Raw genomic sequence first — 23,568 nt, 5'->3', positions numbered from 1 at the left:
TGGGGGGCATTGCCGCGCACTCACTCAGGTTTTAACAATGTCGGCCCCAGACGGCGTCACCACAGCTCAGGCACAGTGTCCGTGCCGAGCCGGCCCAACCGGTGGCGCCCCCGCGACGACCGAGCGAGGCCGCATGAGCAAGCACCGCAGGAAGACGCGCCACCGGCAGATAACCATCGCTGCCGTCGTGCTCAGCGCGCTGGCAATACCCACTGCCGCCATGGCATGTAAGAACGACCAGAGCGCCGGGGACCCCGGATCAAGCGGTCAGCGGCAGGGCTCGAAGAACTGGCAGAACTGGCAGAACGCGTCCCTGCAGGAGCGGTGGAAGGGAGGCGGCTGGACCCGGCACACCCAGAAGCCGACCTCGCAGGCCACCACCGCGCCTGCCACACCTGCAGCACCCGCCTCGACGGAACCCGCCGCACCCGAGGCACCGACCTCGACGGAACCCGCGACACCCGAGGCGCCCACCTCGACGGAACCCGCGACACCCGCCTCAACCGAACCCGCCGCACCAGAGGCCACCGCGTCCCCGAGCACCACGGCCACGGCAGCCCCGGCGTCCGCCGCCGTGGCCAGCGTCCTGGCCCTGGTCAACAGCGAGCGCGGCAAGGTCGGTTGTTCCGCCCTGACCCTGAACGAGAAGCTGTCGAAGGCCGCCCAGGATCACAGCGCGGACATGGCCGCCCACCAGAACATGTCGCACACGGGCTCCGACGGTTCGGATCCGGGGCAACGGATCACAGCTGCCGGCTACAGCTGGAGCGCGTACGGCGAGAACGTCGCGTACGGATACTCCACGCCCGAGCAGGTCATGGCGGGCTGGATGTCCAGCCCCGGCCACAAGCGCAACATCCTCGACTGCGGTTTCAAGGAGATCGGCGTCGGGCTCGCGCAGCCCGGCAGTTACTGGACGCAGGACTTCGGCACGGCCCGCTGACCGACGCCTCGCGGCGGCCTTCGTCAGCGTCCTCCGTTCCGGCCGCACGGTGTGAAGGAGCCGAGCGGGACACCCGGGGCCGCCGCTACGCCGGTCCGCTCGACGACCCGGCTTCGGCTGCCCCGGGACGGGAGGGAGCCGGGACAGCCGTCGCGGCCGGCGTCGGACTCCAGGTCGGAGACGACCGGGTCGGCAACCACCGGGGCCGGAACGGGTGGATCGGCAACCACCGGGGCAGCGACGGGCGGGTCGGCAACCACCGGATCGGCGACCACCCTTGCCGGAACGGCCGGCTTGTGGAGCAGGAGCAGGGCCGCGTCGTCGTGCAGTCGGCCGCCCACGTGCGCCAGCAGTTCGTCGTGGAGCGCGGTGAGGGTGCGCGCCGGCTCGTCGCACCAGTGGCGCGCCAGTCCCTCGGCGAGCGGATAGAACTCACGGCGGTGGTTGCGGGCCTCGGTGACCCCGTCGGTGTAGAGCAGCAGCTGATCCCCGTCGGCGAAGGGCAGCACCTGGAGGCTGGGAGTCTCACCCGTGAGAGCGCGCAGGCCGAGCGGCGGGGCCGGATGGGTGGGATCCACCGGCACGACGCTTCCGGATGCGCGTACCAGCAGCGGAGGCGCGTGCCCGCAGTTCACCACCTCCAGATACCCCGTCTGCGGATATCCGGCCACCACGGCGGTGACGAAGTCGTCGCAGCCGAGGTTGCGCGCCAGGCTCCGCTCGATCCTGGCGACGACGGCGAGGAGATCGGGCTCGTCGTAGGCGGCCTCGCGGAAGACACCCAGTACGAGGGCTGCGGTGCTCACGGCCGGCAGGCCCTTGCCGCGCACATCGCCGACAATCATCCTGACCCCGTACGGAGTGGACAGGAGTGCGTAGAGATCGCCGCCGATACGGGCCTCCGCCGCCGCGGCGCTGTAGCGGACGGCCACCTGGAACGGGCCGACTGTCGCCGGTACCGGCCTGAGAAGCGCGTGCTGGGCGGCCTCCGCGACCGAGCGGACGGCCGCGAGCACCCGTTCACGACGCCCTCGCAGCGCGCCGGACAGACCACTCGCGAGAGTGACAGCCGCCAGTGCGGACAGCACGGCCACCAGTTCGCGGCCCGGGACACCGTCCCGGGCTCCGACCACCGCGCCCAGCACCACGGCGAGGAGACCGACACAGAAGACTCCGCGCGGCCCGCTGGTGGTGGCGGCCAGCGCCGGCCCGGCCGCGAGCAGTGGCAGCCAGATCATCCCCGCTCCGCCGCAGAGGTCGACGAGCACGACGGCGAGAACGATCAGCACGGGCAGTACGGGGGTACCGGAGGCCACGTGTGCGGCGGCACGTGTCCACGCCGAAGCCCCGGGACCGGCCACTCGGTTCCTCAACGGCCCTATCGGCCAGTGGTCGCCACCATGGTCTCGGGCCTGAGTCATGTTTCGTCCGCAGTCCTCACTGTGCGCCGCACGCACTCCGGAAATGTCCGTTTCATCCAGGAAACGGGTTCAGCTCGGACGCGACAAGAACAGGGATTTCAGATAGTGAGCGAGAGGCTCCTGGTCACGCGGTTCGCGGTCGGGATCAACCGCTCCACGACCTCCTCCAGCCGGGAGACCCGGCTGGCCGGCAGCGACACACCCAGCGAGCCGAGCGTGTCCCCGCTGTACACCGGCACCGCGACACACACCGTGCCCAGCGCGTACTCCTCCAGATCCGTGACCCCCGGAGCCACCGGCGAGGTGTCCAGCCGCCGCAACAGCTCCACAGGACTCGTGATCGTCCGCGGGGTGAGATCCCACAGCGGATGCCGCGACAGATACTCCCGGCGCGACTCGTCGTCCAGCTCCCTCAGCACACACTTGCCCAGCGCCGTCGCGTGCCCCGCGTCCTCGCACCCCACCCACAGATCCACCCGCGGCGCCCGCGGACCGTCGACGATCTCCGCCACCCGTATCTCACCCTCCTCGTAGAAGGTCAGATACGCGGCCGTCGCCAGCTCGTCCCGCAACGCGGCCAGTGCGGGACGCACCCGCCCCAGCAACGCCTGCCCACGCCCCGTGCTGTGCAGGGACTGCACCTTGTCCCCCAGCACGAACCCGCCGTCGTCCAGTTTCCGCAGATACCCGTCGTGCACCATCGTCCGCAGCAGGTGATACGCCGTCGCCAGGGGCAGGCCCGTCTCCCGCGCCAGATGCTTCGCCGGCACACCGTTCTCGTGCGTGCCGACCGCCTCCAGCAGACGAAACGCCCGCTGCACCGACGTGATGAGCGTGGGGCCCTCCTGACCACCCATACGACCAGCCTGCTCCGGACACACCGCACGGGCAAGGCGTGCACCACTCCGGATGTGCGCCGCCCCGCACGACCGCGCGCACCGATCCGGCGTACGGCCTGCGCGCCCTGGCTTGAGGGCGCAACGGCGTCGCGGGAGGCTGGAGAAGGACGCCCGTGATGTAGGCCTGGCTCCCCAGGCGCCCCTCGGGCCTCCACCGAAGCGAGGACGAGGGTAAGCGCCCATGGACAGCGAGCACGTCGCATCCGGAGGAACGGCGCCGTGGCCGGTACCGGAGGACTCCGCGGCCGTCATCGACGCCCGTGGGGCGGTCGTGGTGTGGAGTGCCGGAGCCAGGCAGCTGCTGGGATACGAAGCCGACGAGATCGTGGGCCGCCCCGCCACCGACCTGCTCGCCGCCGACCTGCCCGCCTCCGCACGGCGCCACATCGCCGACGGACGCCAGTGGGCTACCGAGGTGGCACTCCGGCACCGGGAGGGGGGCCGTGTCGTGGTGCGGCTGCGGGGAGCGCCGCTGGTGGACGCGGCGCGCAGGAGGCTCTGGCTCGTGACCGGCGCGACGCTGACGAACCCTGCCGGACCGTCCGACCCGAATGCGGCCGCGATGTGGGACTGCACGCTGGCACAGCTCCCGCTGCCGGTGGCGGTCTACGACCGCGAGGCGCGGCTCGTCGCCGCCAACCAGGCCATGACGCAGGTGATGGGCAGGACCGAGGAGGAGATGCGGGGTCTGACTCTGTGGGAGATCGAGCCGAGCTGGCCCTTCGACGAGTACGACCGCCTCCAACGGGAGGTGCTGCGCACCGGCGAGGTGATCTTCCATGAGCAGCACGGCCAGGCTCCGGGCGAGACCCGGGAGCACGCGTGGTCGATGTTCCTGTCGCCGCTGAAGGACGAGACCGGCGTGGTGCAAGGGATGTCGGCGGCCGTGCTCGACACCACCGAGCAGTACTGGGCCCGCCGCCGCCTGGCCGTGCTCAACGACGCCAGCCTCCGCATCGGCAGCGCCCTGGACGTGACCCGAACCGCCGAGGAGCTGGCCGAGGTGGCCGTGACCGGGTTCGCGGACTTCGTCACCGTGGACCTGCTGGAATCCGTGGCACAGGGCGAGGAGCCCCAGTCGGTACCGCCCGGCAAATCGGTCACGGTCCGCCGCACCGCGCAGCGATCGGTACTTGAGGGCTGCCCGGAGTCGGTGGTCCCCCCGGGCGGCACAACTGTCTACCCGGCGGATTCACTACCGGTGCTGGCGCTGGTCGACGGCCGGGGCACCCGGCATCGGTCGGACGACCCGGCGCTGCGGGCGTGGGTCGAATCCTCCCCGGCCCGCGCCCAGACCGTGGGCAAGTACCTGATCCACTCGGTGATGATGGTCCCGCTGCGGGCCCGGGGAGTGACCCTGGGCATGGTGCACTTCCTGCGGCACCGGACGCCGGAGTCCTTCGGCCAGGACGACCTGCTGCTCGCCGAGGAGATCGTGGCCAGGGCGGCGGTGAGCGTGGACAACGCCCGCCGTTACACACGTGAACGCCGCACGGCGCTGGCGCTCCAGCGCAGTCTGCTGCCCGAGCGGTCCCCTGCCCTCACCGCGGTGGAGGTCGCCTACCGCTACCTCCCGGCCGGTTCCGGAGCGGACATCGGAGGGGACTGGTTCGACGCGATCCAGCTGTCCGGCGCGCGGGTCGCCCTGGTCGTGGGCGATGTGGTGGGCCATGGCATCCAGGCCTCGGCCACGATGGGGCGCCTGCGGACCGCCGTACGGACTCTCGCGGACGTCGATCCAGCCCCCGACGAGTTGCTCACCCAGCTCGACGACCTCGTCATCAGGCTCGACCGGGAGGAGGGACCCGAGGCGCGCGGGCGGGCGGGGGAGACATCGGGAGAGATCGGGGCCACCTGTCTGTACGCGGTGTACGACCCGGCGTCCCGCCGCTGCACCCTGGCCCGTGCCGGGCATCCGCCGCCCGCCCTGGTCACCGCGGACGGCACCGTGCGGTTCCTGGACCTGCCCGCGGGACCGCCGCTCGGCCTCGGCGGTCTGCCGTACGAGTCCACCGAGGTGGAGCTCGCCGAGGGCAGCCTGCTCGCCCTCTACACCGACGGCCTGGTCGAGGCCGCCGACCGGGACATCGACGTCGGGCTCGGGCTGCTGCGCCGGGCGCTCGGCAGCCCGGCCGACACCCTGGAGGAGACCTGCGACCAGGTACTGAACACCGTGCTGACAGGCCGTCCCGTCGACGACACCGTCCTGCTCCTGGCCCGTACCTCCGCGCTCGACTCCCAGCAGGTGCGGACCTGGCAGTTGCCGCGGGACCCCGCCGCTGTCGCCGGAGCCCGCAAGGTGGCGAGCGAACAGCTGGCTACCTGGGGGCTGGAGGAAACGGCGTTCGCCACCGAACTGATCGTCAGCGAGCTGGTCACCAACGCCATCCGGTACGGCGACGCGCCGATCCAGCTACGGCTCATCCGCGACTCCACGCTGATCTGCGAGGTCTCGGACGGCAGTGGCACCGCCCCGCACATGCGCCGAGCCCGCGTCTTCGACGAGGGCGGGCGCGGGTTGCTGCTGGTCGCCCAGGTCTCCGAGCGCTGGGGCAGTCGCCAGACCCCCACCGGCAAGACCATCTGGGCCGAACAGCCGCTGCCCGCGTGACACCGGGACGACCCCGCGCCGGCGTCGGCGTCGACCGTCGTGGTTGTGGCCGGTGTGACTGGTGTGGCCGGTGTGGTGACTGTGGCCGTGGCTGTTGGGGCGGGATCACGGCATCGGTCACGCGTCGGGCGGGCGCCGCCGCGCGGAGTTCACGAGCCGGTCGGCGAGCGCGACGACAAGGTCCCGGAGCTCGTCCGGTCGCTCGATCACGAAAGGCCGATCGAGCGACGCGAGCACCGGAGGCAGCCAGTCGAGCCGTTCCACCCGCAGTCGGACGCGCAACCAGCGCTCGGTCCCGCCGTCCGCGCGGCCTGCCGCCGACGGCTCCTCGACGACCGCGACGCTTGCCGGAAGCCGGGCGCGGATCTGCTCGACCGTCCCCTGGATCCGCAGGATCACTTCGTGTCGGTACGGAGCCTCGGCGAATCCCGACAGGACGCGCTGCGCCGGATCGAGCCCCGAGGGCCGCTCGAAGGAGCCGGGCAGGGTCCTCACCTCCGCGACGCGGTCGAGCCGGAACGTCCGGTCCTCACCGGTCTCGGGCTCCACACCCGTTACGTACCAGCGGCCTGAGTGGACGACGAGACCGTACGGGTGCACCGTGCGGGCGCTGCGCCGGCCGTCTCCGGCGGTGTACCTGATCGAGACCGGCCGGCGATGGCGGACCGCGTCGGCGATCGAGAGCAGGACCGCGCTCTCCGGTGCGGCTGTCTCGTCGGGCGCGGCGGTGAAGGCGAGGGAGTCGAGAACCGCGTCGAGCCGTCGGGTGAGGCGCTTGGGCAGGACCCGCCGGATCTTGGCCGTGGCCGTCTCGTTGGCGGTACCCGTGGCCGTCGGCGGTCCGGCTCGGCGACCGGCGATCAGGCCGAGCAGCACGGCGAGCGCTTCGTCGTCGCCGAGCATCAGCGGAGGCATGCGGTGGCCGGGGGCGAGCCGGTACCCGCCGTAGCGGCCGCGCACCGATTCGACGGGCACGTCGAGGTCGATCAGGTGGTCCACATACCGCCGCACGGTGCGTTCGTCGATCTCAAGCCGGTCGGCGAGTTCGGCCGCCGTCCGGATGCCGCCCGACTGCAGGAGCTCCAGCAGGGTGAGCACGCGAGCTGTGGGCCGGGTCATGCTCAGAAGTATCCCCTCGATACCGGGCGGAATCTGTCCGCTATCCCTCCTAGTCTCCTGTTCGGGGAAAGGCCCAGCCCAACCCAGCGCAACCGAACCCAGCCAACCGAACCGACCGGGAGATCATCACCGTGGACTTCTTCTCGATCCGCGTCATCACGGGCGACGTCGCGCGCCTCGTCGACTTCTACGAGCGCGCGACGGGCATGCGGGCGAGTTGGTCCAACGAGGACTTCGCCGAGCTCAGGACGGCATCCGCCACTCTCGCGATCGCCGGCACCCGTACCGTCCCGCTGTTCGCGCCCGACGCCGCCCGTCCGTCCGACAACCGTTCCGTGATCATCGAATTCCTCGTCGACGACGTGGACGGTGTGTACGAGAACCTGACCGGCTTCGTGGCGGACTTCGTCAACAAGCCCACCACCATGCCGTGGGGCAACCGTTCGCTGCTGTTGCGCGACCCCGACGGCAACCTCGTCAACTTCTTCACTCCGGTCAGCCCGGACGCCATCAAGAAGTTCGCCCGCTGACGACACGGACAGGCAGCTCCGCCCCCACGACGGCACGAGCGGTGCCGGCCGCGGAGGCGGAGCCGTCGGGCTGCCTTACGCCACGATGGTGATCCCTCGTGCCGTTGTCATGAGCGGCGTGCGCGGCGGGAGGCGTACACCGCCCCGGCGCCGAGGGCGACCACCAGGGCGGCGCCGCCCGCGATGGTGCCGACCGGTGCGCTCGCGCCCGTCTCCGCCAGCGGGGGCCCGCTGTCGCTGGGCGACGGCTTGGGGGTGGCCGGCGGCGTCGACTCCAGCGGGGGCACGTCCGGCGTCGTGTGAGGCGGGGTGGAGGGCTTGGGGCTGGTCGGAGGTGGGGTCGTCTCCGCCGCGGGAGGCTGTCCGCCCGCGGGGGTCGAGGGCGTCACCGGCGTGGCCGGAGTGCTCGGGGTCGACTCCGACGGTGTCGGGGTGGGCGAGTCCGACGAGCCGGGGGCGCACGGCTGCTCGCCACCGTTCCACGCCGCGATGAGGTGGTAGGGGGTGACGACGTTGTCGGGCTCGTAGGGCAGGGGACCGTGCCCCTCCCCCGTCTTGCCGTCGTAGGTGACGTCATCGCCGTACAGGTCGATCTGGCCGTAGCAGTCCGGCGACTTCACGCTCAGCTTCTGCCAGGTCCGCTTCGCGTCGTCCGCACCGGCGACGTCGTCGGCGGTGAGATAGACCGTGGCCTTGTCGACCAGGCTCTGGTGTCCGGAGACGTACCAGTTCGGTCCCTCGGTGGTGTATTCGGCGAGGGATACGGGGTACTTGCAGCCTTCCCCGACGGTCTGCCCCGGAGCGAGCCGGACCTGGACGCTCCCGGGGACGGTGTCCCAGAGATGGAACCCGCCCTGCGAGGTCCAGTCCGCGCCCACGACGTTTCCGTCGGCGCCGACGATGCGGTACTGGACCGTGGCGGACTCGCACGCCCCGGCGGTCGTGGCACTCGCCGCCCCAGCCCCGAGCACGGGTACGGCGACGGTGGCGAATGTGGTTGCGGCGAGCACAGCCAGAGTTCTGGAGTGTTGCGAACGCGACAAGATGAGCCTCTGTGAAATCGAAAGTGTGGGAGGTGACTTCGCGCGAGTGACCGACACGGACGGCGACACGGACGACAGAAGCGGATGAACCAACGGAGAGACCAACGCACGGATCAACGCGAGAAGCAATGGATGAACCGGCGGAAGAGATGCCGCCCAAACCACTTGTGTCGCTCCGCTCACTTCAGACGCGGCGAAGCGAGCTGGATTCTTCCAACATTTAACAACTCCCGTCAATCCTTCACCGGTTCACCACTTCCTCCACGGAACGCACTCCACGGCGCCCGACGGTTCGCAGACCGAGCGGCATGCCGTTCCAGCCGCGACGCGCGCGTCTCAGCCGCACGTCAGACGCCTCGACAAGCACGCCGCCCTCCTCGATGCCCGGTCGGGCCATCACCAGCGGCTCAGGAGGCCAGATCCCGGTGACGACGCAGCAGCTCGGCTATCGCGCAGCGCAGGCAGTCGGCATCCGCATCGGCGTCCAACTTCGAGTCAGCCGAATCCGGATCCAACTCCGGCCCCTTGGCTTCGTCGGCGACACCGGAAAACGCGAGAGGGCCCCCGGAAGGTTCCGCGGGCCCTCACTCGTGTGTCGGGTCATGTCAGTTGGGGACGGCGACCGACCGGCTCGCGGTGGCCGTCACCGGCTTGGGATTCAGCAACCGCTCGGCCAACTCGCCGAAGACCAGGCCGAATCCGCCCCACAGGACGGTCTGGATGGCCAGCGCGGAGAGACGGAACCGCCACAGCAGGGTGGCGGGGAAGTCCTTCGGCACCTCATTGATGACCGGCAGGAAGGCATACGCCAGACCGATCACGACGGCGAAGGCGGCCACCGCGGAGACGGTGGCGTACCAGGTGCCGAGCCTGGGTGCCAGCCGTTTGCCCAGGATGGTGGCGGCGATCGCGAGGAGCACGCTGAGCAGCATCATCAGGAAGTACAGCGTGGTCCGCTTGCCGATGGTGTCGGCGTTGCCGACCGACGGCGGGTTGGCCGGGTACTTCAGGAAGGGCACGACGTACACGGCCAGCAGCGCGCAGCCGGACAGCAGCAGTGCGGTCGCCCGCGGGCCGAACCGGCCGACGCGACCGAGCGCGAAACAGAACGCGAGCGCCGCGATGCCGCCGAAGGCGACGCCGTAGACCAGGACGCCGGTGGCGAGACCGGCGGTGGACTGCAGGGAGCGGGAGACGACTTCCATCTCGTGCTCGTGGGAGTGCGCTTCCTCGAAGCTGATCGCGCTGTCGACGTTCGGCTCACCGAGGAAGTAGGCGGCGAGCAGGGCGAGCAGGCCGGCACCGAGGCCGGCGAGCATGCCCCGCACGAGAAGGTTTCTTACCGTTGCGGAGTTCATGACGGTGCTGGGGCTCCCCTCGGTCAGTGGCAGGGGAAACCGAGCAGGTGGCGGGCGTCGTGCACCCACTCGTGGACGTCCTCACCGGAGACGACGGCGGTGGCGCCCTGTTCGGCGCCGACGAAGTACAGCAGGACGAGCATCAGAATGCCGAAGAAGACCGCCCACGGAGCTATCGCCTTGAGCGGCAGCTTGGCGGGAACGACGGGGGTGGTGGCTGTCGGCTGGGCGACGGTCTGCGCCATGGCAGGACCTCCTCGGGAGTTCGCGTCCCATCTCGGTGGTGCACTGGACGGCGGCTACGGGTCTGACTCACAAGAGGTCCCAGCGGGCTGGAGCTTCTCGTTCACAGTGGCGCGACCGTGCCGGTTTCCCACCGGCTTCCGTCTTGCCGTCGTCGATATCGCACCGACCGTACCGCGTGTCGGGTACGGGGCCAAGACCGCCCCACCTGGCGTGATCTTCCTCTCGCAGCAGGTGGCCGATCCCGTGTGCACAGCGGGTCGGCGGTGACGGACCTCGGCCGGCCGCCACGACCGGTCCGGCGGATCATGCCGGACGGCCCCTGGAAGGCGGGGGCGAACACCGCCTGAAAGAGGCGCCGTTCGAAGCGGACGCTCCCGGCGAGGGTCGTCCGGCGGGGGCTTCTCCTACGCGGGATGCGGTCCGCCCGCGGGGGCCGAGGACGTCACCGACCCAGCGAAGACTCGGAGCGGGTTTCAGCGGGTTTCAGTCGACGACCGGCACGGACGGAGCACCTGGTGGCATGTTGAACGGCGTGACCACCTGGATCGCCGAGGGCAGCGACGGGCCGTCGTCGGGCAGTGCCTTGTGGGCGCGCATGATGATCTGGCAGGCGCGGCGCATGTCCTGGCGCAGGTCATGGTGGAGGACCGCGGACAGACGGCCCTCGCGCAGCAGGCGGGTGTTGTCGTGGTCGAGGTCGTGGGCGATGAACACCGCGCACTCCCGCCCGAGTACGTCGAAGGCGTCGAGGGTGGCGAGGTTGCCCCCGCCCGCGGAGTAGACGGCGATGATGTCCTCGTCCCGCTTGAGCGCCTCCAGGACGAGATCGTGCTGGGTGACGTCCAGGCCGTCGCTGTCGGTGACCTCCACCAGGGATCGTCTGGGGTCGGCGAGGCGCATCGCGCTGCGGAAGCCCATCTCACGTTCCTCCTCGCCTCGAAACGAGCCCCGGCTGATGGTGGTGAGCACGTTGCCGGGCCGTTTGCCCAGCCACTGCCCGAGGAGGTAGGCGGCTGTGGCGCCGGCCGCGCGGTTGTCGATGCCGACGTAGGCCAGGCGTGCGCTGTGGGGCAGGTCGGTCACCAGGGTGACGACGGGGATGCCGGCCGCGACGAGCCGGCCGACCGCGGCTGCGATCTCCGGTTCGTCGGGGGCCTTGAGGATCACACCCTGCGTGCCACGCTTCGCGATCTTGTCGAGGGTTCCGATCAGTTCGGCGGGGGGGCAGGTCTCGCGAAAGTGGAAGCGTGAGCGCACGAGTGCGGGATGCAGGGAGGGCAGTTCGGCTTCGAGTGCGTCCCGTACGGCGGTGGAGAACCGCTCCGGGGTCTGCATCACGATGTCGATCATGAAGGTGCGGCCCCCGAGCCGGACCTGGCTCTGCTGGCGGTCCAGGCCCTTGATGGCTTCGTGCACCTCCCTGATGGTGCTCTCCGTCACGTTGCCCCGCTGGTTGAGGACGCGGTCGACCGTGGCCGAGCTCAGTCCGGCCTGCCGGGCGATTTCCCTGATCGGGTAGCGGTGTCGCATGACTGATCCCAAAAGCCGATGATGGATTTTTGATGCACCGATAAGCATTGAATGATGGGTTCGGGTTCTCAAGACTGGCAGAAATGCACGGACTGCGAAAGGACTCGGATGTCTCCCGTAACCGCAGGATCGCGCGCTTGGTTGACCGATACGGACTGCGATCTCGACGTGTTCCGCTCGCTCGTGGATCAGCGCACCGACCCCGCCGACCACCCCTCGGCCGAGCGGATCGAACAGAACGTCCCGCTCTACGACAGCGATCGGCTCCGCTCTCTGGCGAGCTCTCCGGAGGGTCGTCGAAGCGTGCAGGACGAGTTGATCCGGGCCCTGTCGGACGGGCCCGGCATCGTGGTCCTCAAGGGCGCCTTCCCGGACGCGGCCGTCGTGGACCGGGCATCGGACGCCTTCCGCGCGCTGATCGAGGAGGAGCGCGCGAGCGGCACGTCCCGCGGCGACCACTTCGCCAAGCCCGGCGCCAACGACCGCGTCTGGAACGCCTTGGACAAGGTGGCCGTACGGGCGCCCGAGGTGTTCGCCGACTACTACGCCAACGACGTTCTGGAGCTGATCGCCGAGGCGTGGCTGGGTCCCGCCTACCAGGTCACCTCACAGGTCAACGTGGTCAACCCGGGCGGCGCGGCGCAGAACGTCCACCGCGACTACCACCTCGGCTTCCTCTCCCAGGAGCGGGCGGCGGCCTATCCCGCGCACGTCCACCGGCTCTCTCCGGTGCTGACCCTGCAGGGCGCGGTGGCCCACTGCGACATGCCCGTCGAGTCCGGCCCCACCCTCTACCTTCCGCACTCGCAGAAGTTCGAGCCCGGCTATCTCGCCTGGCGGCTCCCGCGGTTCGTCGAGTACTTCGACGCCCACCACGTCCAACTCCCCCTGGAAAAGGGCGACGCGGTCTTCTTCAACCCGGCGCTCTTCCACGCCGCCGGGCACAACCGTTCGACCGACATCAGGCGCATGGCCAATCTGTTGCAGATCTCCTCCGCCTTCGGCCGCGCCATGGAGACGGTGGACCGCGAGGCGATGGCGAACGCGCTGTTCCCGGTGCTGCTGAGCCGCAAGTCCGAGGGCATCGCGGAGGACTGGCTGCGCCGCGTGATCGCGGCCACCGCCGAGGGCTACCCCTTCCCCACCAACCTCGACCTCGACCCGCCGGTGGACGGTCTCGCCCCGCCCTCCCAGGCGGACACCGTCTGGCAGGCCGTCACCGAGGACTGGGACCCCGAGCGGCTGCGCCAGGAACTGCGGGCGGCCGCCAAGCGCCGCCGGAGCTGAAAAGGACACAGCGCTCATGGGACTGCTCGAGGACAGGGTCGTCCTCGTCAACGACGGCAGCCAGGGCGTCGGGGCGGGCTTGTGCGGGCGGCCCTCTCCGATCCGGCGCGGGCGCGCGACAGCGTCGTACAGGCCGTCGACACTCACGGGCGCATCGACGGTCTCGTGGACGCGGCAGGGTTGCCCTCGCACGGCTCGCTGTTGGACACCACGCCGGAACCGTTCGACCAGCACATCGCGATCAATCCGCGCGCCGTTCTTCGCGAGGCGGGCGGGGTGTGGGCGCGCTCGGTGTGCCAGACGTCGATGATGAGGCCGCCCGCCGGGTGACCGGCGGTCTCCACCAGCCGGATACCGTCATGCACGGTCTTGAGGTTGGACCAGGGCAGGGGCTCGACCCCGAGCCGGGCACCCACACCGTCGGCCTGTGCCGCGAGCGTGGCGAACTCCTTGGCCCAGACGTCGAGGTCCCAGGGCTCGTCCGCCACATCGGGACCGATCTTGAAGGTGCGTGCGCCGAGCGCCTCGATGGCCCTCAGTATTCCGACACGGACGGCGTCCGACGCGGCCCGCCGGCCCACCAGTCGGTCAGCAGTTCCAACTCGATATGACTGATTCCGTTGTCCTCGAAGAGGGACCGAATCCCGGGAAACCCGTACTCGCGCTCGGCCTCCGCCAGGTCCGCGTACAGCACCCCGAAGCCCGTGAATCCGGCGTCGCGCGCCGCTTCCACCCGTTCCCGCAGGTTAAGTGGACTGCGTTGGTCTTCCTGGTCGGGAGCGGCGTCGCCCGCGGTGGTCCAACAAGTGGCCAGAAATTTGTCAGCGGCCATTTCTGTTTCCTGGATTCCTCATGTTCGGAAAAGATGCCGGCACGCAACGAATGGCAACGCCAAGAACAGGCGACAAGAAGAGAAAGCAAGTCGCCTCGGCATTCAGGGACGCCCCGCGCATGCCGGTCAATCCCTCAGAAGACATCAAAAACGCATCAGGCCCGCATACGGCTACGCGACCCCGCGCAGCACCGCGCGCAGATGTTCGGCGCTGGCCCACACATCCTCGACCGGCCCCTTCGCCCTGGGCTCCTCGGTCAGGATGGTGTCCTGTTCCAGGACGTACCAGCCGTCGTAGCCGCGTGCGCTGAGGTGGGTGACGATGGCCTGGACGTCCACGTCTCCCGCGCCCAGCGGGCGGTACATGCCCTTGCGCACGGCCTCGGTGTAACTGAGCTGTCCGGACTGGACCTTGGCGGCGAGGGAGGCGTCCACGTCCTTCATATGGGTGTGGGCGATGCGCTCGGGCGCCTGGCGGGTGAGCTCGGCCGGGTCGGTGCCGCCGATGAGCAGGTGCCCGGTGTCGAGGCAGAGCGAGATCGCCGAGTGCTCCAGGACGCGTCGGACCTCGTCGCCGTTCTCGATCATCGTGCCGACATGCGGGTGCAGGACGGCGCGTACGCCGCGTTCGGCGGCCAGCGAGGCCAGCCGGTCGAGGTTGGACAGCAGCAGCTTCCAGCCGTCGGCGTCGAGCTCGGGGCGGGAGTCGTAGCCGTCCTGGCCGGTGACGGCCGACAGGACGAGAACCTCGGCCTTCGAAGCGGCGTAGCTCTCCAGGAGTTGTTCGGCCTCGGGCAACGGGTCGTGTCCGGGCACGTGCAGCAGCAGCGGGGTGAAGCCGCCGACCGCGTGGAGGTCGTGGTCGGCGAGGACCTGGGCCATGGCATCCGGGTCGCCGGGCAGGAAGCCTTCGGGGCCGATCTCGGTGGCGGCCAGGCCGACTTCGCGCATCTCGTTCAGCACCCGTTCGGGCGTCAACTGGTAGCCCCAGCCGGGCACTTCGCACACGCCCCAGGAGATGGGGGCGCCGGCGATCCTGTTCAGGGGTGAGGTGGTCATGCTGTGGCCTTTCGGTGGTTCCACTCGGGGTTGGCGACCGCGGTTGGCGGGCGGCCCGCGACGACGCCCGCGAGATCGCGGCGGGCGTCGACGAAGGTCAGGGTCATGGCCCGGCGCGTCATGCCCATCAGATGAGGGGTCATGAAGACATCGGGGTGGTCGAACGGCGGATGGTGACGGGCCGGCTCGGGGTCGGACACGTCCGGTCCGACACCCGACGACCGGCCCGACTCCAGGGCGGCCAGAGTGGCCTCCGGGCCGGTCAGCGGTCGCGGCCCCTTGGTCACGCGCGGGGCCATGGCGAAGACGCCCTCGGCCACGGCCCGGCTGCCGCTGCCCGGGGTGTTGACCGCGGGGATCCCGCGGGCGGAGGCCGCCGTCAAGTCGACCACGTCGACGCCGACGCGGGCGATGGCGCCCTCGGCGACCGCCAGGTCATCGGGCGAGGGATCGGTGGCGAACGTGACCCGCTCCCCGAGGACGGGGCCCACCGTGTCGGTGTCGACGGGTCCGAGGGCCACTACGGCGCGCTCGGCCATTCGATCAACTCCACACAGCATGACCGGAGTTCACCCCCGCACCAGGGGCACCAGCTGTCAGGATCCGCTCGCCACCGACGGTCGAGCCGTCGAAGGGCGACGTGACGTGCCGGGTCCATCCCGACCCCGCCGACGCTTGCCATCGGCTTCCGATGAGCAGTTCCGCAGGCGCCATCGCCCTCTCCCTCCAGAACCGTCAAGGCTGGTCCGTGGCTCTCCAAGGACCCGCGAGGAGCTCCAAGGACTTCCGAAAGACCTCTCCCAAGGTCGAAGAAGAACTGATCAGCCAACGGCCGGGCCGTTCGCCTGGGCGCAAGGCTAGGCGGCCCGCAGGGCATTTCTGAAGGGGCAGAACCCATCATTATCCCGTCATTGGACACATCTTTTTCCATCACCTGCGCTGCCAGTGCGCTCGCCCGGGGGCCCTTGCACCGATTTACGGTGTCGGTCACATGTCGGGGGCTGCCGGTCCGATGTCGGCAGCTTGTCGGGGGCTTATCGGCGGGACCTGGCACCTTTCCAGAGATCCTGCCGGGTACCCACCCGGCAGGCGTGCGACACGCAAGGGATTCACCATGACCACTGACGTCACGATCATCGGCGCCGGACTCGGCGGCCTCACCCTCGCCCGGGTCCTCCACGTCCACGGCATCCAGGCCACGGTCTACGAGGCGGAGCCCTCCCCGACGGCACGCGCGCAGGGCGGGATGCTCGACATCCACGACTACAACGGCCAACTGGCTGTGCAGGCGGCAGGCCTGACGGACGAGTTCCGTAGCCTCATACTGGAGGGCCGCCAGGCGATGCGGATCCTCGACCGGGACGGGACCGTCCTGTTCGACCAACCCGACGACGGCACGGGAGGACGCCCCGAGGTGCAGCGCGGCGAGCTGCGACGGATCCTGCTCGACTCGCTCCCGGCCGGCACCGTCCGGTGGGGTCACAAGGTCAGCGGTACCCGTACCCTCGGCGAGGGCCGCCACGAGGTGACCTTCGCCGACGGCACCACCGTCGTCACGAGCCTGCTGGTCGGCGCGGACGGCGCGTGGTCACGGGTTCGGCCGCTGCTCTCCACCGCCACCCCCGAGTACGTCGGCCGGTCGTTCGTCGAGACCTACCTGTTCGACGGCGACACCCGGCACCCTGCCGCCGCGAAGGCGGTCGGCGGCGGGTCGCTGCTCGCGCTCGCGCCGGGCAAGGGGATCCACGCTCACCGGGAGAGGGGCGGCACCCTGCACGCCTACGTGGGGCTCACCGAGCCGCAGGACTGGTTCGCCGCCATCGATTTCACCGATGTCGCCGCGGCCACCGGGCGGATCGCGCAGGAGTTCGACGGCTGGGCACCGGAGCTCACCGCGCTGATCACCGACAGTGACACCGCACCTGTCCTGCGCCCCTTCAACGCTCTACCGATCGGACACCGGTGGGACCGGGTGCCGGGAGTGACCCTGCTCGGCGACGCCGCCCACCTCTCGGTCCCGAACGGCGAAGGCGCCAACCTCGCCATGCACGACGGCGCCGAACTCGGCAAGGCCATCGCCGCGCACCCCGACGACGTCGAAGTCGCCCTCACCGAGTACGAGCAGGCCATGTTCCCCCGCGGCACCGAAGCCGCCACCGAAGGCACCCAGCTCCACGAGTTCCTCTTCGGCGACAACGCGCCCCACAGCCTGGTCACCGCGTTCGTCGCGGACCAGCAGACCCCGTGATCCGCCGGACAGGCCCCACGTCGTATGGGCGGTGCGGTCCCGTCAGCGGAGCCTCTCGGCGCCCGGCTTCATCACGCGGTGCCACATTCACGGAGGACACCGTCCAATCAAAGGTGTGCTCGTTGTCACACGCATTTCGCTGTCACAAGGTGCCGACGAGTCCGGTCACTGCTTGTGGCTCGATCCTTGGAGGTGGTGACCAGGCATTCACCGGTCAATGATCAATGATCACCGGACACTCGCGGTGAGATCCCTGAGCGCGCGCCTCACTCCCGCGGCAACACGGCCGCTTATCGGCCGGCGTGTCTTGTGGCCCGAACCGCGGAGCTGGACTGAAAGCAAAGCACGTCGACATGACCGCGAAACCCCGACAGGTATGGCTGCCCACGCAGTTCACCAGTCTCGCCGACCTGCCCGCCGGACTGCGATACGCCCGCTGGGACGGCCTTTCGGCCTTTCCGTCGGACCCAGCCGAAGTGGAGTTCTATGTCCCGCCACTGGTTCAGGACATCGGCACCATCAGCAGGCCCCTCCCCCGTATGACTCGTCTCAAGGCGGTCCAGGCTCTCAGCTCCGGCACCGACGAGCTGCGAGCCGAACTGCGTCGGCTACCAGGCCACGTGACCCTGTGCAACGCCCAAGGGGTCCACGCCCGGAGCACGGCGGAGCTGGCTCTGACGCTGATCCTCGCTTCGCTGCGGGGACTGCCGGAATTCATCCATGCCCAGGACCTCGGGGTGTGGAAGCCCAACGTTTTCCCGTCCCTGTACGAGCGATCCGTGCTCGTCGTCGGATACGGCGCCATCGGCTCCGCCCTGGAGGATCTTCTGGTCCCCTTCGGCTGCGCAGTGACCCGCGTCGGACGCGACGACCGGGATTCTCCCCGTGGTCCAGTGCATTCCGTCTCACGCCTTCCCCGGCTCGTCGCGGAGGCGGACGTCGTGGTGTTGGCGACCCCGCTGACTCCCGCTACCCGCCAACTGTTCGACGCGGACCTGCTGGCGCGCATGAAGGACGGCGCGCTCCTCGTCAACGTCTCCAGAGGGGCGGTGGTCGACACCACCGCCCTGCTGGAGGAGGCGCACAGCGGCCGTCTGCTGGCCGCGCTCGACGTAACCGATCCGTCGCCGCTCCCGGCGGGACACCCGCTTTGGGCGACACCCGGAGTGCTGATCACTCCGCACGTCGGCGCGTTCACTCCCTCGTTGTGGCGCCGTCTCGAAGAACTGATCCGACGCCAACTGAAGCGGTTCGCCGCAGGTGAGGAGCTTGACAACATTGTTTCACCCTGATGCGGGGAGCCCGTTGGAAGCGGTTCGGCCGCTGATTCCGCTCCTCGCCGACGAAGCCGCACGCACGGACGCCGAACGCAGGCTCACCACCGCGAGTGTGACCGCACTTCGCCAGTCCGGCCTGTTCCGGCTGGGCACGCCCGCCGCTTACGGCGGTCATGGCGCGGACGTCCGTACCGCGGTGGAGGTGTGTGAGGAACTGGCGCACGGATGCGCCGCCAGTTCCTGGATCGTGGCCATCGCATACGGCGGCAACCTCTTTGCTTCCCAGCTCCCGGATGCCGAACGTGCGACCCTCTGGAAAGACGACCCGGACACGTTCGTCTGCGGTACGGCCAACCCGTCCGGAACAGCGCGCCGTACGGACGACGGCTGGACACTGAGCGGACGCTGGCCCTGGATATCCGGCATCCACCACGCACCCTGGACTCTACTCGGCTTCACCTGGACCGACGACGAACGCGGTGGCCCGGAGCGCGGTATGGCGCTGGTCCCCACGTCCGCCCTGACGGTCGACGACGTATGGCACATGGCGGGGATGCGAGGCACGGGCAGCAATATGGCGGTGACGGAAGGGGTGTATGTGCCGGACTCACGCGTCATCTCCCTCACAGACATGGCGAACGGCTCCTATCGGCGACGTCATCCCGACGAACCGCGCATCACCTTCCACCTCTCCATCAACCTGCCACTCGTGGCGACCGCCGTAGGCATCGCCGCAGCCACCCTCGATCGGGTGGTGAAGGCCGCGACCCAAGGCAAGCGGGCGGTCTCTCCGCTGTACCACCTGGTCGCCGAAGCCCCTTCCCACCAGCTGAACGTGGCGGACGCTGCCGTCCTCATCGACACCGCGCGCCTGCACCTGCTCCGCGCCGCCGACGAGGTGGACGCCGAGGCCCGCGCCGGCCACCGCCCGGCGCTCGCCGACCGGGCCCGGCTGCGTATGGACGCCGCTCACGCCATGCGGTGTGCCCGCCACGCCGTGAGCCTCCTGCTCGACACCGCCGGCGCGGGCAGCTTCGCAGACGGCTCGGACCTCCAAAGAGCGTGGCGCGACATCGAGACGGCATCGCGGCACGCCGCGCTCAGTGTCCAGACAAGTAAGGAGATCTACGGTCGCGCGCTCCTGGGGGCGGAACTGCCGCCGAGTCCGGTCATTTGATGAGGAGCCGAGACATGCGCACCACGACAGCGGATGACACGGGCACCGCGAGTGAGGAGCCGTCGTTGCCACGGGTGGCCCTGATCACTGGAGCCGGGCGAGGAATCGGGGCCGCGATCGCTACCGAGTTGCACCGACTGGGACTGCGGGTAGCCCTGCTCGACCGCGACGCGGACGCCGTGGCCGGACTGGCACGCGAGCTGGACCCCGACAACGGCACGACTTTGCCCCTCGGCGTAGACGTGGACAACATCGAGGCGGTGGAGGCGGCGGTACGCGAAGTCGCCGACACCTGGCACTCGCCCGACGTACTGGTCAACAACGCCGCGCGCACCGTGGCGGGCTCCGTATGGGACATCCGGCTGGACGAGTGGGACGCCGTCATGGCCACCAACCTGCGCAGCGTCTTCGCCCTGACCCGGCTGTGCGCACAGCAGATGCGGCGGCGGGGGTGGGGGCGCGTGGTCAACCTCGCCTCTCTGGCGGGCCAGCAGGGCGGAACCCTCGCCGGCGCCCACTACTCAGCCGCCAAGGCCGGCGTTCTGGCGCTCACCAAGGTGTTCGCCAGGGAGCTGGCAGCTCAAGGCGTAACGGTCAACGCCGTCGCACCGGCCGCCGTCCTTACGCCGGCTGTGGACGAACTGGGCGCGGCGGCGGTGTCCGAGGCGGCCCGAAACATCCCCGTGGGACGCCTGGGCAGACCGGCGGAGGTCGCCGCCCTCGTGGCCTACCTGGTGAGCGAGGAGGGCGGCTACGTCACCGGCGCCACCTTCGACATCAACGGCGGTACCCACATGCGCTGATGAACGGGGTGGATCCAACGCCCTACAGCCGCCCACCGGATGGTGACGCCCACTCGGTTACCGGTGTTGACGGTGACGCACGCGCGCCTGGAAGGCAGAGGGCACGGGACTCGGAGATGGCATCCGCCTCGTCCGCTGAGTAGTCTCCGGGACATGCGGATCTCCGTTTCCTCGGACATGGACGAACCCGTGGCCCGCTCCCTCGTCGCGGAGTTGCGCAGCCGCGGCCACGAGGTGCTGACGCACGGGGCGCTGCACCCCGGGGACGACACACAGTGGGCGGCCTGCTCGGAGGCGGCGGCCCGCGAGGTCGCCACCGGGACATCGGACCAGGCGGTCGTATGCTGCTGGACCGGTACGGGCGCGTCGATCGCCGCGAACAAGGTGCCGGGCGTACGAGCGGCCCTGTGTACGGACGCGTACACAGCGGACGGCGCACGCCGCTGGAACGACGCCAACGTACTGGCACTCAGCCTGCGGCTGACGTCCGAGCCGCTCCTCAGGGAGATCCTCGACGCGTGGTTCGCCGCCGAGGCCAGCGAGGACGCCGACGATCGGGAGAACGTGGCCCGCATCGGACAACTCGACCTGGACAGAACCGCTCCGTAACCGGGTCCAGAGCCCGTCGCCGCCCGGATCGACGGAGCGGCGTCGGATCACAGAAACGACGGTGGCCGGCGATGTCCGTGGGGCCAGTGTCAGAGGCAGGTCCTAGCCTCGTGCTCAAAGGATCAACGCCTGTACCCGGAGGGCAGCACCATGGCCTCGATGCCACAGAAGATCACCACTTTCCTCATGTTCGAGGGCAGGGCGGAGGAGGCGCTGACCTTCTACATGTCGTTGTTCGAGGACGCCGAGGTCGTCGACATCTCCCGCTACGGCGCCGATGGCCCCGGCGAGGCGGGCACGGTCAAGCGCGCCACGTTCTCGCTCGCCGGACAGCGGTTCATGTGCATCGACAGTTACGTCAAGCACGCCTTCGGGTTCACTCCGGCGGTGTCGCTGTTCGTCGAGTGCGACACCGAGGCCGAGCTCGACCGCCTCTATGGCGCCCTCGCTGAACAGGGCACGGAGCTCATGCCGCTCGGCTCGTACGGCTTCAGCGCCAAGTTCGGCTGGGTGAACGACCGCTTCGGCGTCTCCTGGCAGCTGAACCTGCGGGAGTGACGGTGGTACGGCGCAGTGCTCGGACAGTGCTCGTGATCACGCGGAATCGCTCACCGAACTGCGGATGCTGGAACGCTGTGGGCCCGGATCAGCATTGCCCTCAAGCCTGGAAACACATCTCCCGATGGCTCGACACGGAGACCAGGCAGGCCCGCGCCCCCTTGACGCGACGCGTGGCGGCCATCGGAGTGGGCACCATTCGTTCGGTGTCGAATTCCTGGATGACGACCTTCCGTGGCGCCGAGTCTCCCGGCGGCACCGAAATGCGCAGCTGATCGCCGACCTTGGAGTGCCAGACAACGGCCCATACGGCGCCGCACGTCCGGCTGTACCGGATCTTCACCCAGGCGCCCCAAGGGGCGCTGTGGGAGGCGACGTCACGGCCCGACGGGTCGCACAACTCGGGGTCGCGGCCCTCACAGCCGCTGCCCCGGCAGCCGGGGACGGGCGATGAGGCCGGGCCGCTCCGGTCGGCCCGCGGCCGCCCTCCCGCTCCGCCCAGCGCCACGCTCACCAGCACGCCTGCGGCCACCAACACCACCGCGGTGAGAAGCGCCACCGTACGGCCGCGCCCGGACCGCCACCGAGACGGGGCACCGGCCGGGGCAGCAGTCATGGACGCGGCCTTGGGGGCAGCAGTCATGGACGCGGCCTTGGGGGCAGCAGTCTTGGGCGCCACCTTGGGGGCAGCCGGACCCCGCGTGGCCGGGCCCGGCGCCGAAGCGGCGCCGGAGGCGCGCCCGCTCCAGGCCAGTTCGGCGAGTTCCCACAGGGCCAGCAACCGTCCCGCCGGCTGCCGAGCCAGGCCGCTCAACGCCTCGACGGCCTGCCGCGGGGGCAGCGCCTTGCCGTTGAGATAACGCTCCCAGGAGGAGCGGCTGTAGTGGGTACGCTGCGCGAGCTTCGTCATGCTCAGGCCGGTCCGAGCCCGGAGCTCCCGCAGCCCCTCCGCGAGACGCACACACTCCGGTGCGTCCGCGGCTGGCGTCCGCCGTTCTCCTGCGCTGTTCCCGCCGCCGTTCCCCGAGGTCATTTCCGCAGCACCCCCCAGGTGTGCGGGCCGATGATGCCGTCGACGGCCAGGGGCGGCTGATCGGGGCGGTCCTGCCGGTGCTTCGACTGGAAGCGCTTGACGGCGCTCTCCGTGGCCGGTCCGAACACGCCGTCGACGCCACCGGGGCTGAACCCGCGCGCAGTCAACAGGCATTGCGCCTCGACGACCGGCCAGCCGTGCGCCGACTCCTGGTACTCGCCGTTGTCGCTCTGGCTGTACCCGGCCGTGAGCCGCCCGTGCACCCGGCGGACTTTGCATGAATACGTCTTCCCGGGCGCCCAGGAACCCGCGACGGCGCCGTGCGTCCGGGATGTCGCGGTAGGGGTGGAATCGTCCCACCAGGGGTTGAGGGCCACCAGCCCGGCCCCGAGAGCTACCAGGGCGATCAGCAGTGCACCGGCCAGCACGACCGGACGTCGCGGCCACCCGTGCCGCGTCGGCGCCGGACGGGGCGCGGGGACGGAGCCGGCCGGGGGCGGTGGGGCCGACTCCGGGGCGATGCCCCGCACTTCGGGCGCCTGCTGCTCTTCGGGCCCCCGCTGTTCTTCGGACTCCTGCCCTCGCGGGCCTTCCCGCCCCGGCGGAACGTTCTGCTGCCAGGCCGACTCGGCGACCTCGTGCAGCACGAGCAGCGGGGTCGGTTCGGCACCGCACACCCGGGCCAGTTCCTGGACCGCGGCCCGGGGCGGCAGCTTCCTCCCATTGAGATAGCGATCCCAGGAGGATCTGCTGTAGCCGGTCTTGTCCTGCAACGAGGCCAGACTGAGCCCGCTGCGGTCCTTGAGCCGACGTAACTGCACGATCAACTGCCGCACCCGCGGGTCGAGCGAGTCGGGCAGCTCTTTCCAACGCGGCATGCTCCACCCCATACGCGTCGAATACTCCGGGGCCGCAGACCCCCTGCGCCGATAATGGCAGCCTCGAACCCCCGTGCCGACGACCTCGCACATTCCGCACCCGTACG

Annotated in this window: 22 protein-coding genes, 2 pseudogenes and 1 riboswitch; of the genes and pseudogenes, 11 read left to right on the top strand and 13 right to left on the bottom strand. The window is 70.1% G+C overall.

Annotation, left to right across the window (positions count from 1 at the left end; all coding sequences use genetic code 11):
* Positions 1-133: 133 nt before the first annotated feature.
* Positions 134-943 (top strand): CAP domain-containing protein, encoded by an 810-nt coding sequence (locus OG819_RS30945; RefSeq protein WP_266622177.1) that lies wholly within the window; start codon positions 134-136, stop codon positions 941-943.
* A gap of 287 nt (positions 944-1,230) precedes the next feature.
* Here the strand turns inward: OG819_RS30945 and OG819_RS30940 are convergent.
* Together OG819_RS30940 and OG819_RS30935 are read right to left on the bottom strand one after the other, a co-directional pair.
* Positions 1,231-2,364, bottom strand: a pseudogene (locus tag OG819_RS30940) (PP2C family protein-serine/threonine phosphatase); the annotation flags it as partial.
* Positions 2,365-2,462: 98 nt separating this feature from the next.
* Positions 2,463-3,221: an IclR family transcriptional regulator gene (locus tag OG819_RS30935; protein WP_266622178.1), complete on the bottom strand. Its 759-nt coding sequence runs from the start codon at positions 3,219-3,221 to the stop codon at positions 2,463-2,465.
* A gap of 223 nt (positions 3,222-3,444) precedes the next feature.
* On the opposite strand from OG819_RS30935, the gene OG819_RS30930 reads away from it, so the two are divergent.
* Positions 3,445-5,874: a SpoIIE family protein phosphatase gene (locus OG819_RS30930; RefSeq protein WP_266651868.1), complete on the top strand. Its 2,430-nt coding sequence runs from the start codon at positions 3,445-3,447 to the stop codon at positions 5,872-5,874.
* Between the two features lie 117 nt (positions 5,875-5,991).
* Here the strand turns inward: OG819_RS30930 and OG819_RS30925 are convergent, their stop codons facing one another.
* Entirely contained in the window at positions 5,992-6,993 is a 1,002-nt protein-coding gene (locus OG819_RS30925; RefSeq protein WP_266622180.1) for a YafY family protein, read from the bottom strand.
* Positions 6,994-7,124: 131 nt separating this feature from the next.
* Between OG819_RS30925 and OG819_RS30920 the strand changes: the two genes are divergently transcribed.
* Positions 7,125-7,523 carry a VOC family protein gene (locus OG819_RS30920; RefSeq protein ID WP_266622181.1) on the top strand — a complete coding sequence of 133 codons (399 nt, stop codon included), beginning with the start codon at positions 7,125-7,127 and terminating at the stop codon, positions 7,521-7,523.
* Between the two features lie 107 nt (positions 7,524-7,630).
* On the opposite strand, the gene OG819_RS30915 is transcribed toward OG819_RS30920, so the two are convergent.
* From OG819_RS30915 to OG819_RS30900, 4 genes are all read right to left on the bottom strand, one after another.
* The gene (locus tag OG819_RS30915) at positions 7,631-8,533 is read right to left on the bottom strand and encodes a hypothetical protein (protein ID WP_266651866.1); all 903 of its coding nucleotides are present in this window, start codon (positions 8,531-8,533) and stop codon (positions 7,631-7,633) included.
* A 638-nt stretch (positions 8,534-9,171) separates the two neighbouring features.
* A complete protein-coding gene (locus tag OG819_RS30910; protein WP_266580055.1) occupies positions 9,172-9,924 on the bottom strand; it encodes a CbtA family protein in 753 nt (250 codons plus the stop codon).
* A gap of 23 nt (positions 9,925-9,947) precedes the next feature.
* Positions 9,948-10,169 carry a CbtB-domain containing protein gene (locus tag OG819_RS30905; protein ID WP_266417854.1) on the bottom strand — a complete coding sequence of 74 codons (222 nt, stop codon included), beginning with the start codon at positions 10,167-10,169 and terminating at the stop codon, positions 9,948-9,950.
* Between the two features lie 34 nt (positions 10,170-10,203).
* Positions 10,204-10,352, bottom strand: a riboswitch (cobalamin riboswitch).
* Between the two features lie 301 nt (positions 10,353-10,653).
* Complete coding sequence (locus OG819_RS30900; RefSeq protein ID WP_266651864.1) at positions 10,654-11,700, bottom strand: LacI family DNA-binding transcriptional regulator; 1,047 nt, start codon at positions 11,698-11,700, stop codon at positions 10,654-10,656.
* A gap of 108 nt (positions 11,701-11,808) precedes the next feature.
* Between OG819_RS30900 and OG819_RS30895 the strand changes: the two genes are divergently transcribed.
* Positions 11,809-12,987, top strand: a complete 1,179-nt coding sequence (locus OG819_RS30895; protein ID WP_266651862.1) for a phytanoyl-CoA dioxygenase family protein — start codon at positions 11,809-11,811, stop codon at positions 12,985-12,987.
* 16 nt (positions 12,988-13,003) lie between these two features.
* A pseudogene (locus OG819_RS30890) lies at positions 13,004-13,242 on the top strand (SDR family oxidoreductase); the annotation flags it as partial.
* Here OG819_RS30890 and OG819_RS30885 read toward each other — a convergent pair.
* The 4 genes from OG819_RS30885 to OG819_RS30870 form a co-directional block, all read right to left on the bottom strand.
* Complete coding sequence (locus OG819_RS30885) at positions 13,131-13,475, bottom strand: TIM barrel protein (protein ID WP_266634091.1); 345 nt, start codon at positions 13,473-13,475, stop codon at positions 13,131-13,133. The pseudogene OG819_RS30890 and the gene OG819_RS30885 overlap by 112 nt on opposite strands.
* A gap of 47 nt (positions 13,476-13,522) precedes the next feature.
* Positions 13,523-13,819: a hypothetical protein gene (locus tag OG819_RS30880; RefSeq protein ID WP_266651860.1), complete on the bottom strand. Its 297-nt coding sequence runs from the start codon at positions 13,817-13,819 to the stop codon at positions 13,523-13,525.
* 171 nt (positions 13,820-13,990) lie between these two features.
* Entirely contained in the window at positions 13,991-14,878 is an 888-nt protein-coding gene (locus tag OG819_RS30875) for a sugar phosphate isomerase/epimerase (protein WP_266622187.1), read from the bottom strand.
* The gene (locus OG819_RS30870; protein ID WP_266651858.1) at positions 14,875-15,417 is read right to left on the bottom strand and encodes an NAD(P)-dependent oxidoreductase; all 543 of its coding nucleotides are present in this window, start codon (positions 15,415-15,417) and stop codon (positions 14,875-14,877) included. The genes OG819_RS30875 and OG819_RS30870 overlap by 4 nt, the downstream gene beginning before the upstream one ends.
* A gap of 575 nt (positions 15,418-15,992) precedes the next feature.
* Between OG819_RS30870 and OG819_RS30865 the strand changes: the two genes are divergently transcribed.
* From OG819_RS30865 to OG819_RS30840, 6 genes are all read left to right on the top strand, one after another.
* Positions 15,993-17,126: an NAD(P)/FAD-dependent oxidoreductase gene (locus tag OG819_RS30865; RefSeq protein ID WP_266622189.1), complete on the top strand. Its 1,134-nt coding sequence runs from the start codon at positions 15,993-15,995 to the stop codon at positions 17,124-17,126.
* Between the two features lie 353 nt (positions 17,127-17,479).
* Positions 17,480-18,418: a 2-hydroxyacid dehydrogenase gene (locus OG819_RS30860; protein WP_266651856.1), complete on the top strand. Its 939-nt coding sequence runs from the start codon at positions 17,480-17,482 to the stop codon at positions 18,416-18,418.
* 13 nt (positions 18,419-18,431) lie between these two features.
* Entirely contained in the window at positions 18,432-19,580 is a 1,149-nt protein-coding gene (locus OG819_RS30855; RefSeq protein WP_266651854.1) for an acyl-CoA dehydrogenase family protein, read from the top strand.
* 14 nt (positions 19,581-19,594) lie between these two features.
* Positions 19,595-20,383 (top strand): SDR family NAD(P)-dependent oxidoreductase, encoded by a 789-nt coding sequence (locus OG819_RS30850; RefSeq protein WP_266622192.1) that lies wholly within the window; start codon positions 19,595-19,597, stop codon positions 20,381-20,383.
* A gap of 153 nt (positions 20,384-20,536) precedes the next feature.
* Positions 20,537-20,992, top strand: coding sequence for an RpiB/LacA/LacB family sugar-phosphate isomerase (locus OG819_RS30845; RefSeq protein ID WP_266622193.1), 456 nt, complete (start codon positions 20,537-20,539; stop codon positions 20,990-20,992).
* 159 nt (positions 20,993-21,151) lie between these two features.
* Positions 21,152-21,550 (top strand): VOC family protein, encoded by a 399-nt coding sequence (locus OG819_RS30840; RefSeq protein ID WP_266622194.1) that lies wholly within the window; start codon positions 21,152-21,154, stop codon positions 21,548-21,550.
* Between the two features lie 100 nt (positions 21,551-21,650).
* On the opposite strand, the gene OG819_RS30835 is transcribed toward OG819_RS30840, so the two are convergent.
* Positions 21,651-22,583, bottom strand: a complete 933-nt coding sequence (locus tag OG819_RS30835; RefSeq protein ID WP_266651852.1) for a DUF2690 domain-containing protein — start codon at positions 22,581-22,583, stop codon at positions 21,651-21,653.
* The gene (locus tag OG819_RS30830) at positions 22,580-23,461 is read right to left on the bottom strand and encodes a helix-turn-helix domain-containing protein (protein ID WP_266651850.1); all 882 of its coding nucleotides are present in this window, start codon (positions 23,459-23,461) and stop codon (positions 22,580-22,582) included. Before OG819_RS30830 ends, OG819_RS30835 begins: the two co-directional genes overlap by 4 nt.
* Between the last annotated feature and the right edge of the window lie 107 nt (positions 23,462-23,568).

It is taken from the genome of Streptomyces sp. NBC_01549, from assembly GCF_026339955.1.
Lineage (GTDB): Bacteria > Actinomycetota > Actinomycetes > Streptomycetales > Streptomycetaceae > Streptomyces.
Note: the sequence above shows the minus strand (reverse complement) of the source record. Positions and strands in the feature narration are given on the sequence as shown.

What these genes read in the sequence shown, in the direction of transcription:
- OG819_RS30850 (WP_266622192.1), top strand. Translation starts at nt 19,595, where the DNA reads ATGCGCACCACGACAGCGGATGACACGGGCACCGCGAGTGAGGAGCCG.
- OG819_RS30865 (WP_266622189.1), top strand. Translation starts at nt 15,993, where the DNA reads ATGACCACTGACGTCACGATCATCGGCGCCGGACTCGGCGGCCTCACC.
- OG819_RS30845 (WP_266622193.1), top strand. Translation starts at nt 20,537, where the DNA reads ATGCGGATCTCCGTTTCCTCGGACATGGACGAACCCGTGGCCCGCTCC.
- OG819_RS30875 (WP_266622187.1), bottom strand. Translation starts at nt 14,878, where the DNA reads ATGACCACCTCACCCCTGAACAGGATCGCCGGCGCCCCCATCTCCTGG.
- OG819_RS30880 (WP_266651860.1), bottom strand. Translation starts at nt 13,819, where the DNA reads ATGGCCGCTGACAAATTTCTGGCCACTTGTTGGACCACCGCGGGCGAC.
- OG819_RS30860 (WP_266651856.1), top strand. Translation starts at nt 17,480, where the DNA reads ATGACCGCGAAACCCCGACAGGTATGGCTGCCCACGCAGTTCACCAGT.
- OG819_RS30840 (WP_266622194.1), top strand. Translation starts at nt 21,152, where the DNA reads ATGCCACAGAAGATCACCACTTTCCTCATGTTCGAGGGCAGGGCGGAG.
- OG819_RS30895 (WP_266651862.1), top strand. Translation starts at nt 11,809, where the DNA reads ATGTCTCCCGTAACCGCAGGATCGCGCGCTTGGTTGACCGATACGGAC.
- OG819_RS30905 (WP_266417854.1), bottom strand. Translation starts at nt 10,169, where the DNA reads ATGGCGCAGACCGTCGCCCAGCCGACAGCCACCACCCCCGTCGTTCCC.
- OG819_RS30910 (WP_266580055.1), bottom strand. Translation starts at nt 9,924, where the DNA reads ATGAACTCCGCAACGGTAAGAAACCTTCTCGTGCGGGGCATGCTCGCC.
- OG819_RS30925 (WP_266622180.1), bottom strand. Translation starts at nt 6,993, where the DNA reads ATGACCCGGCCCACAGCTCGCGTGCTCACCCTGCTGGAGCTCCTGCAG.
- OG819_RS30945 (WP_266622177.1), top strand. Translation starts at nt 134, where the DNA reads ATGAGCAAGCACCGCAGGAAGACGCGCCACCGGCAGATAACCATCGCT.
- OG819_RS30870 (WP_266651858.1), bottom strand. Translation starts at nt 15,417, where the DNA reads ATGGCCGAGCGCGCCGTAGTGGCCCTCGGACCCGTCGACACCGACACG.
- OG819_RS30900 (WP_266651864.1), bottom strand. Translation starts at nt 11,700, where the DNA reads ATGCGACACCGCTACCCGATCAGGGAAATCGCCCGGCAGGCCGGACTG.
- OG819_RS30935 (WP_266622178.1), bottom strand. Translation starts at nt 3,221, where the DNA reads ATGGGTGGTCAGGAGGGCCCCACGCTCATCACGTCGGTGCAGCGGGCG.
- OG819_RS30930 (WP_266651868.1), top strand. Translation starts at nt 3,445, where the DNA reads ATGGACAGCGAGCACGTCGCATCCGGAGGAACGGCGCCGTGGCCGGTA.
- OG819_RS30830 (WP_266651850.1), bottom strand. Translation starts at nt 23,461, where the DNA reads ATGCCGCGTTGGAAAGAGCTGCCCGACTCGCTCGACCCGCGGGTGCGG.
- OG819_RS30835 (WP_266651852.1), bottom strand. Translation starts at nt 22,583, where the DNA reads ATGACCTCGGGGAACGGCGGCGGGAACAGCGCAGGAGAACGGCGGACG.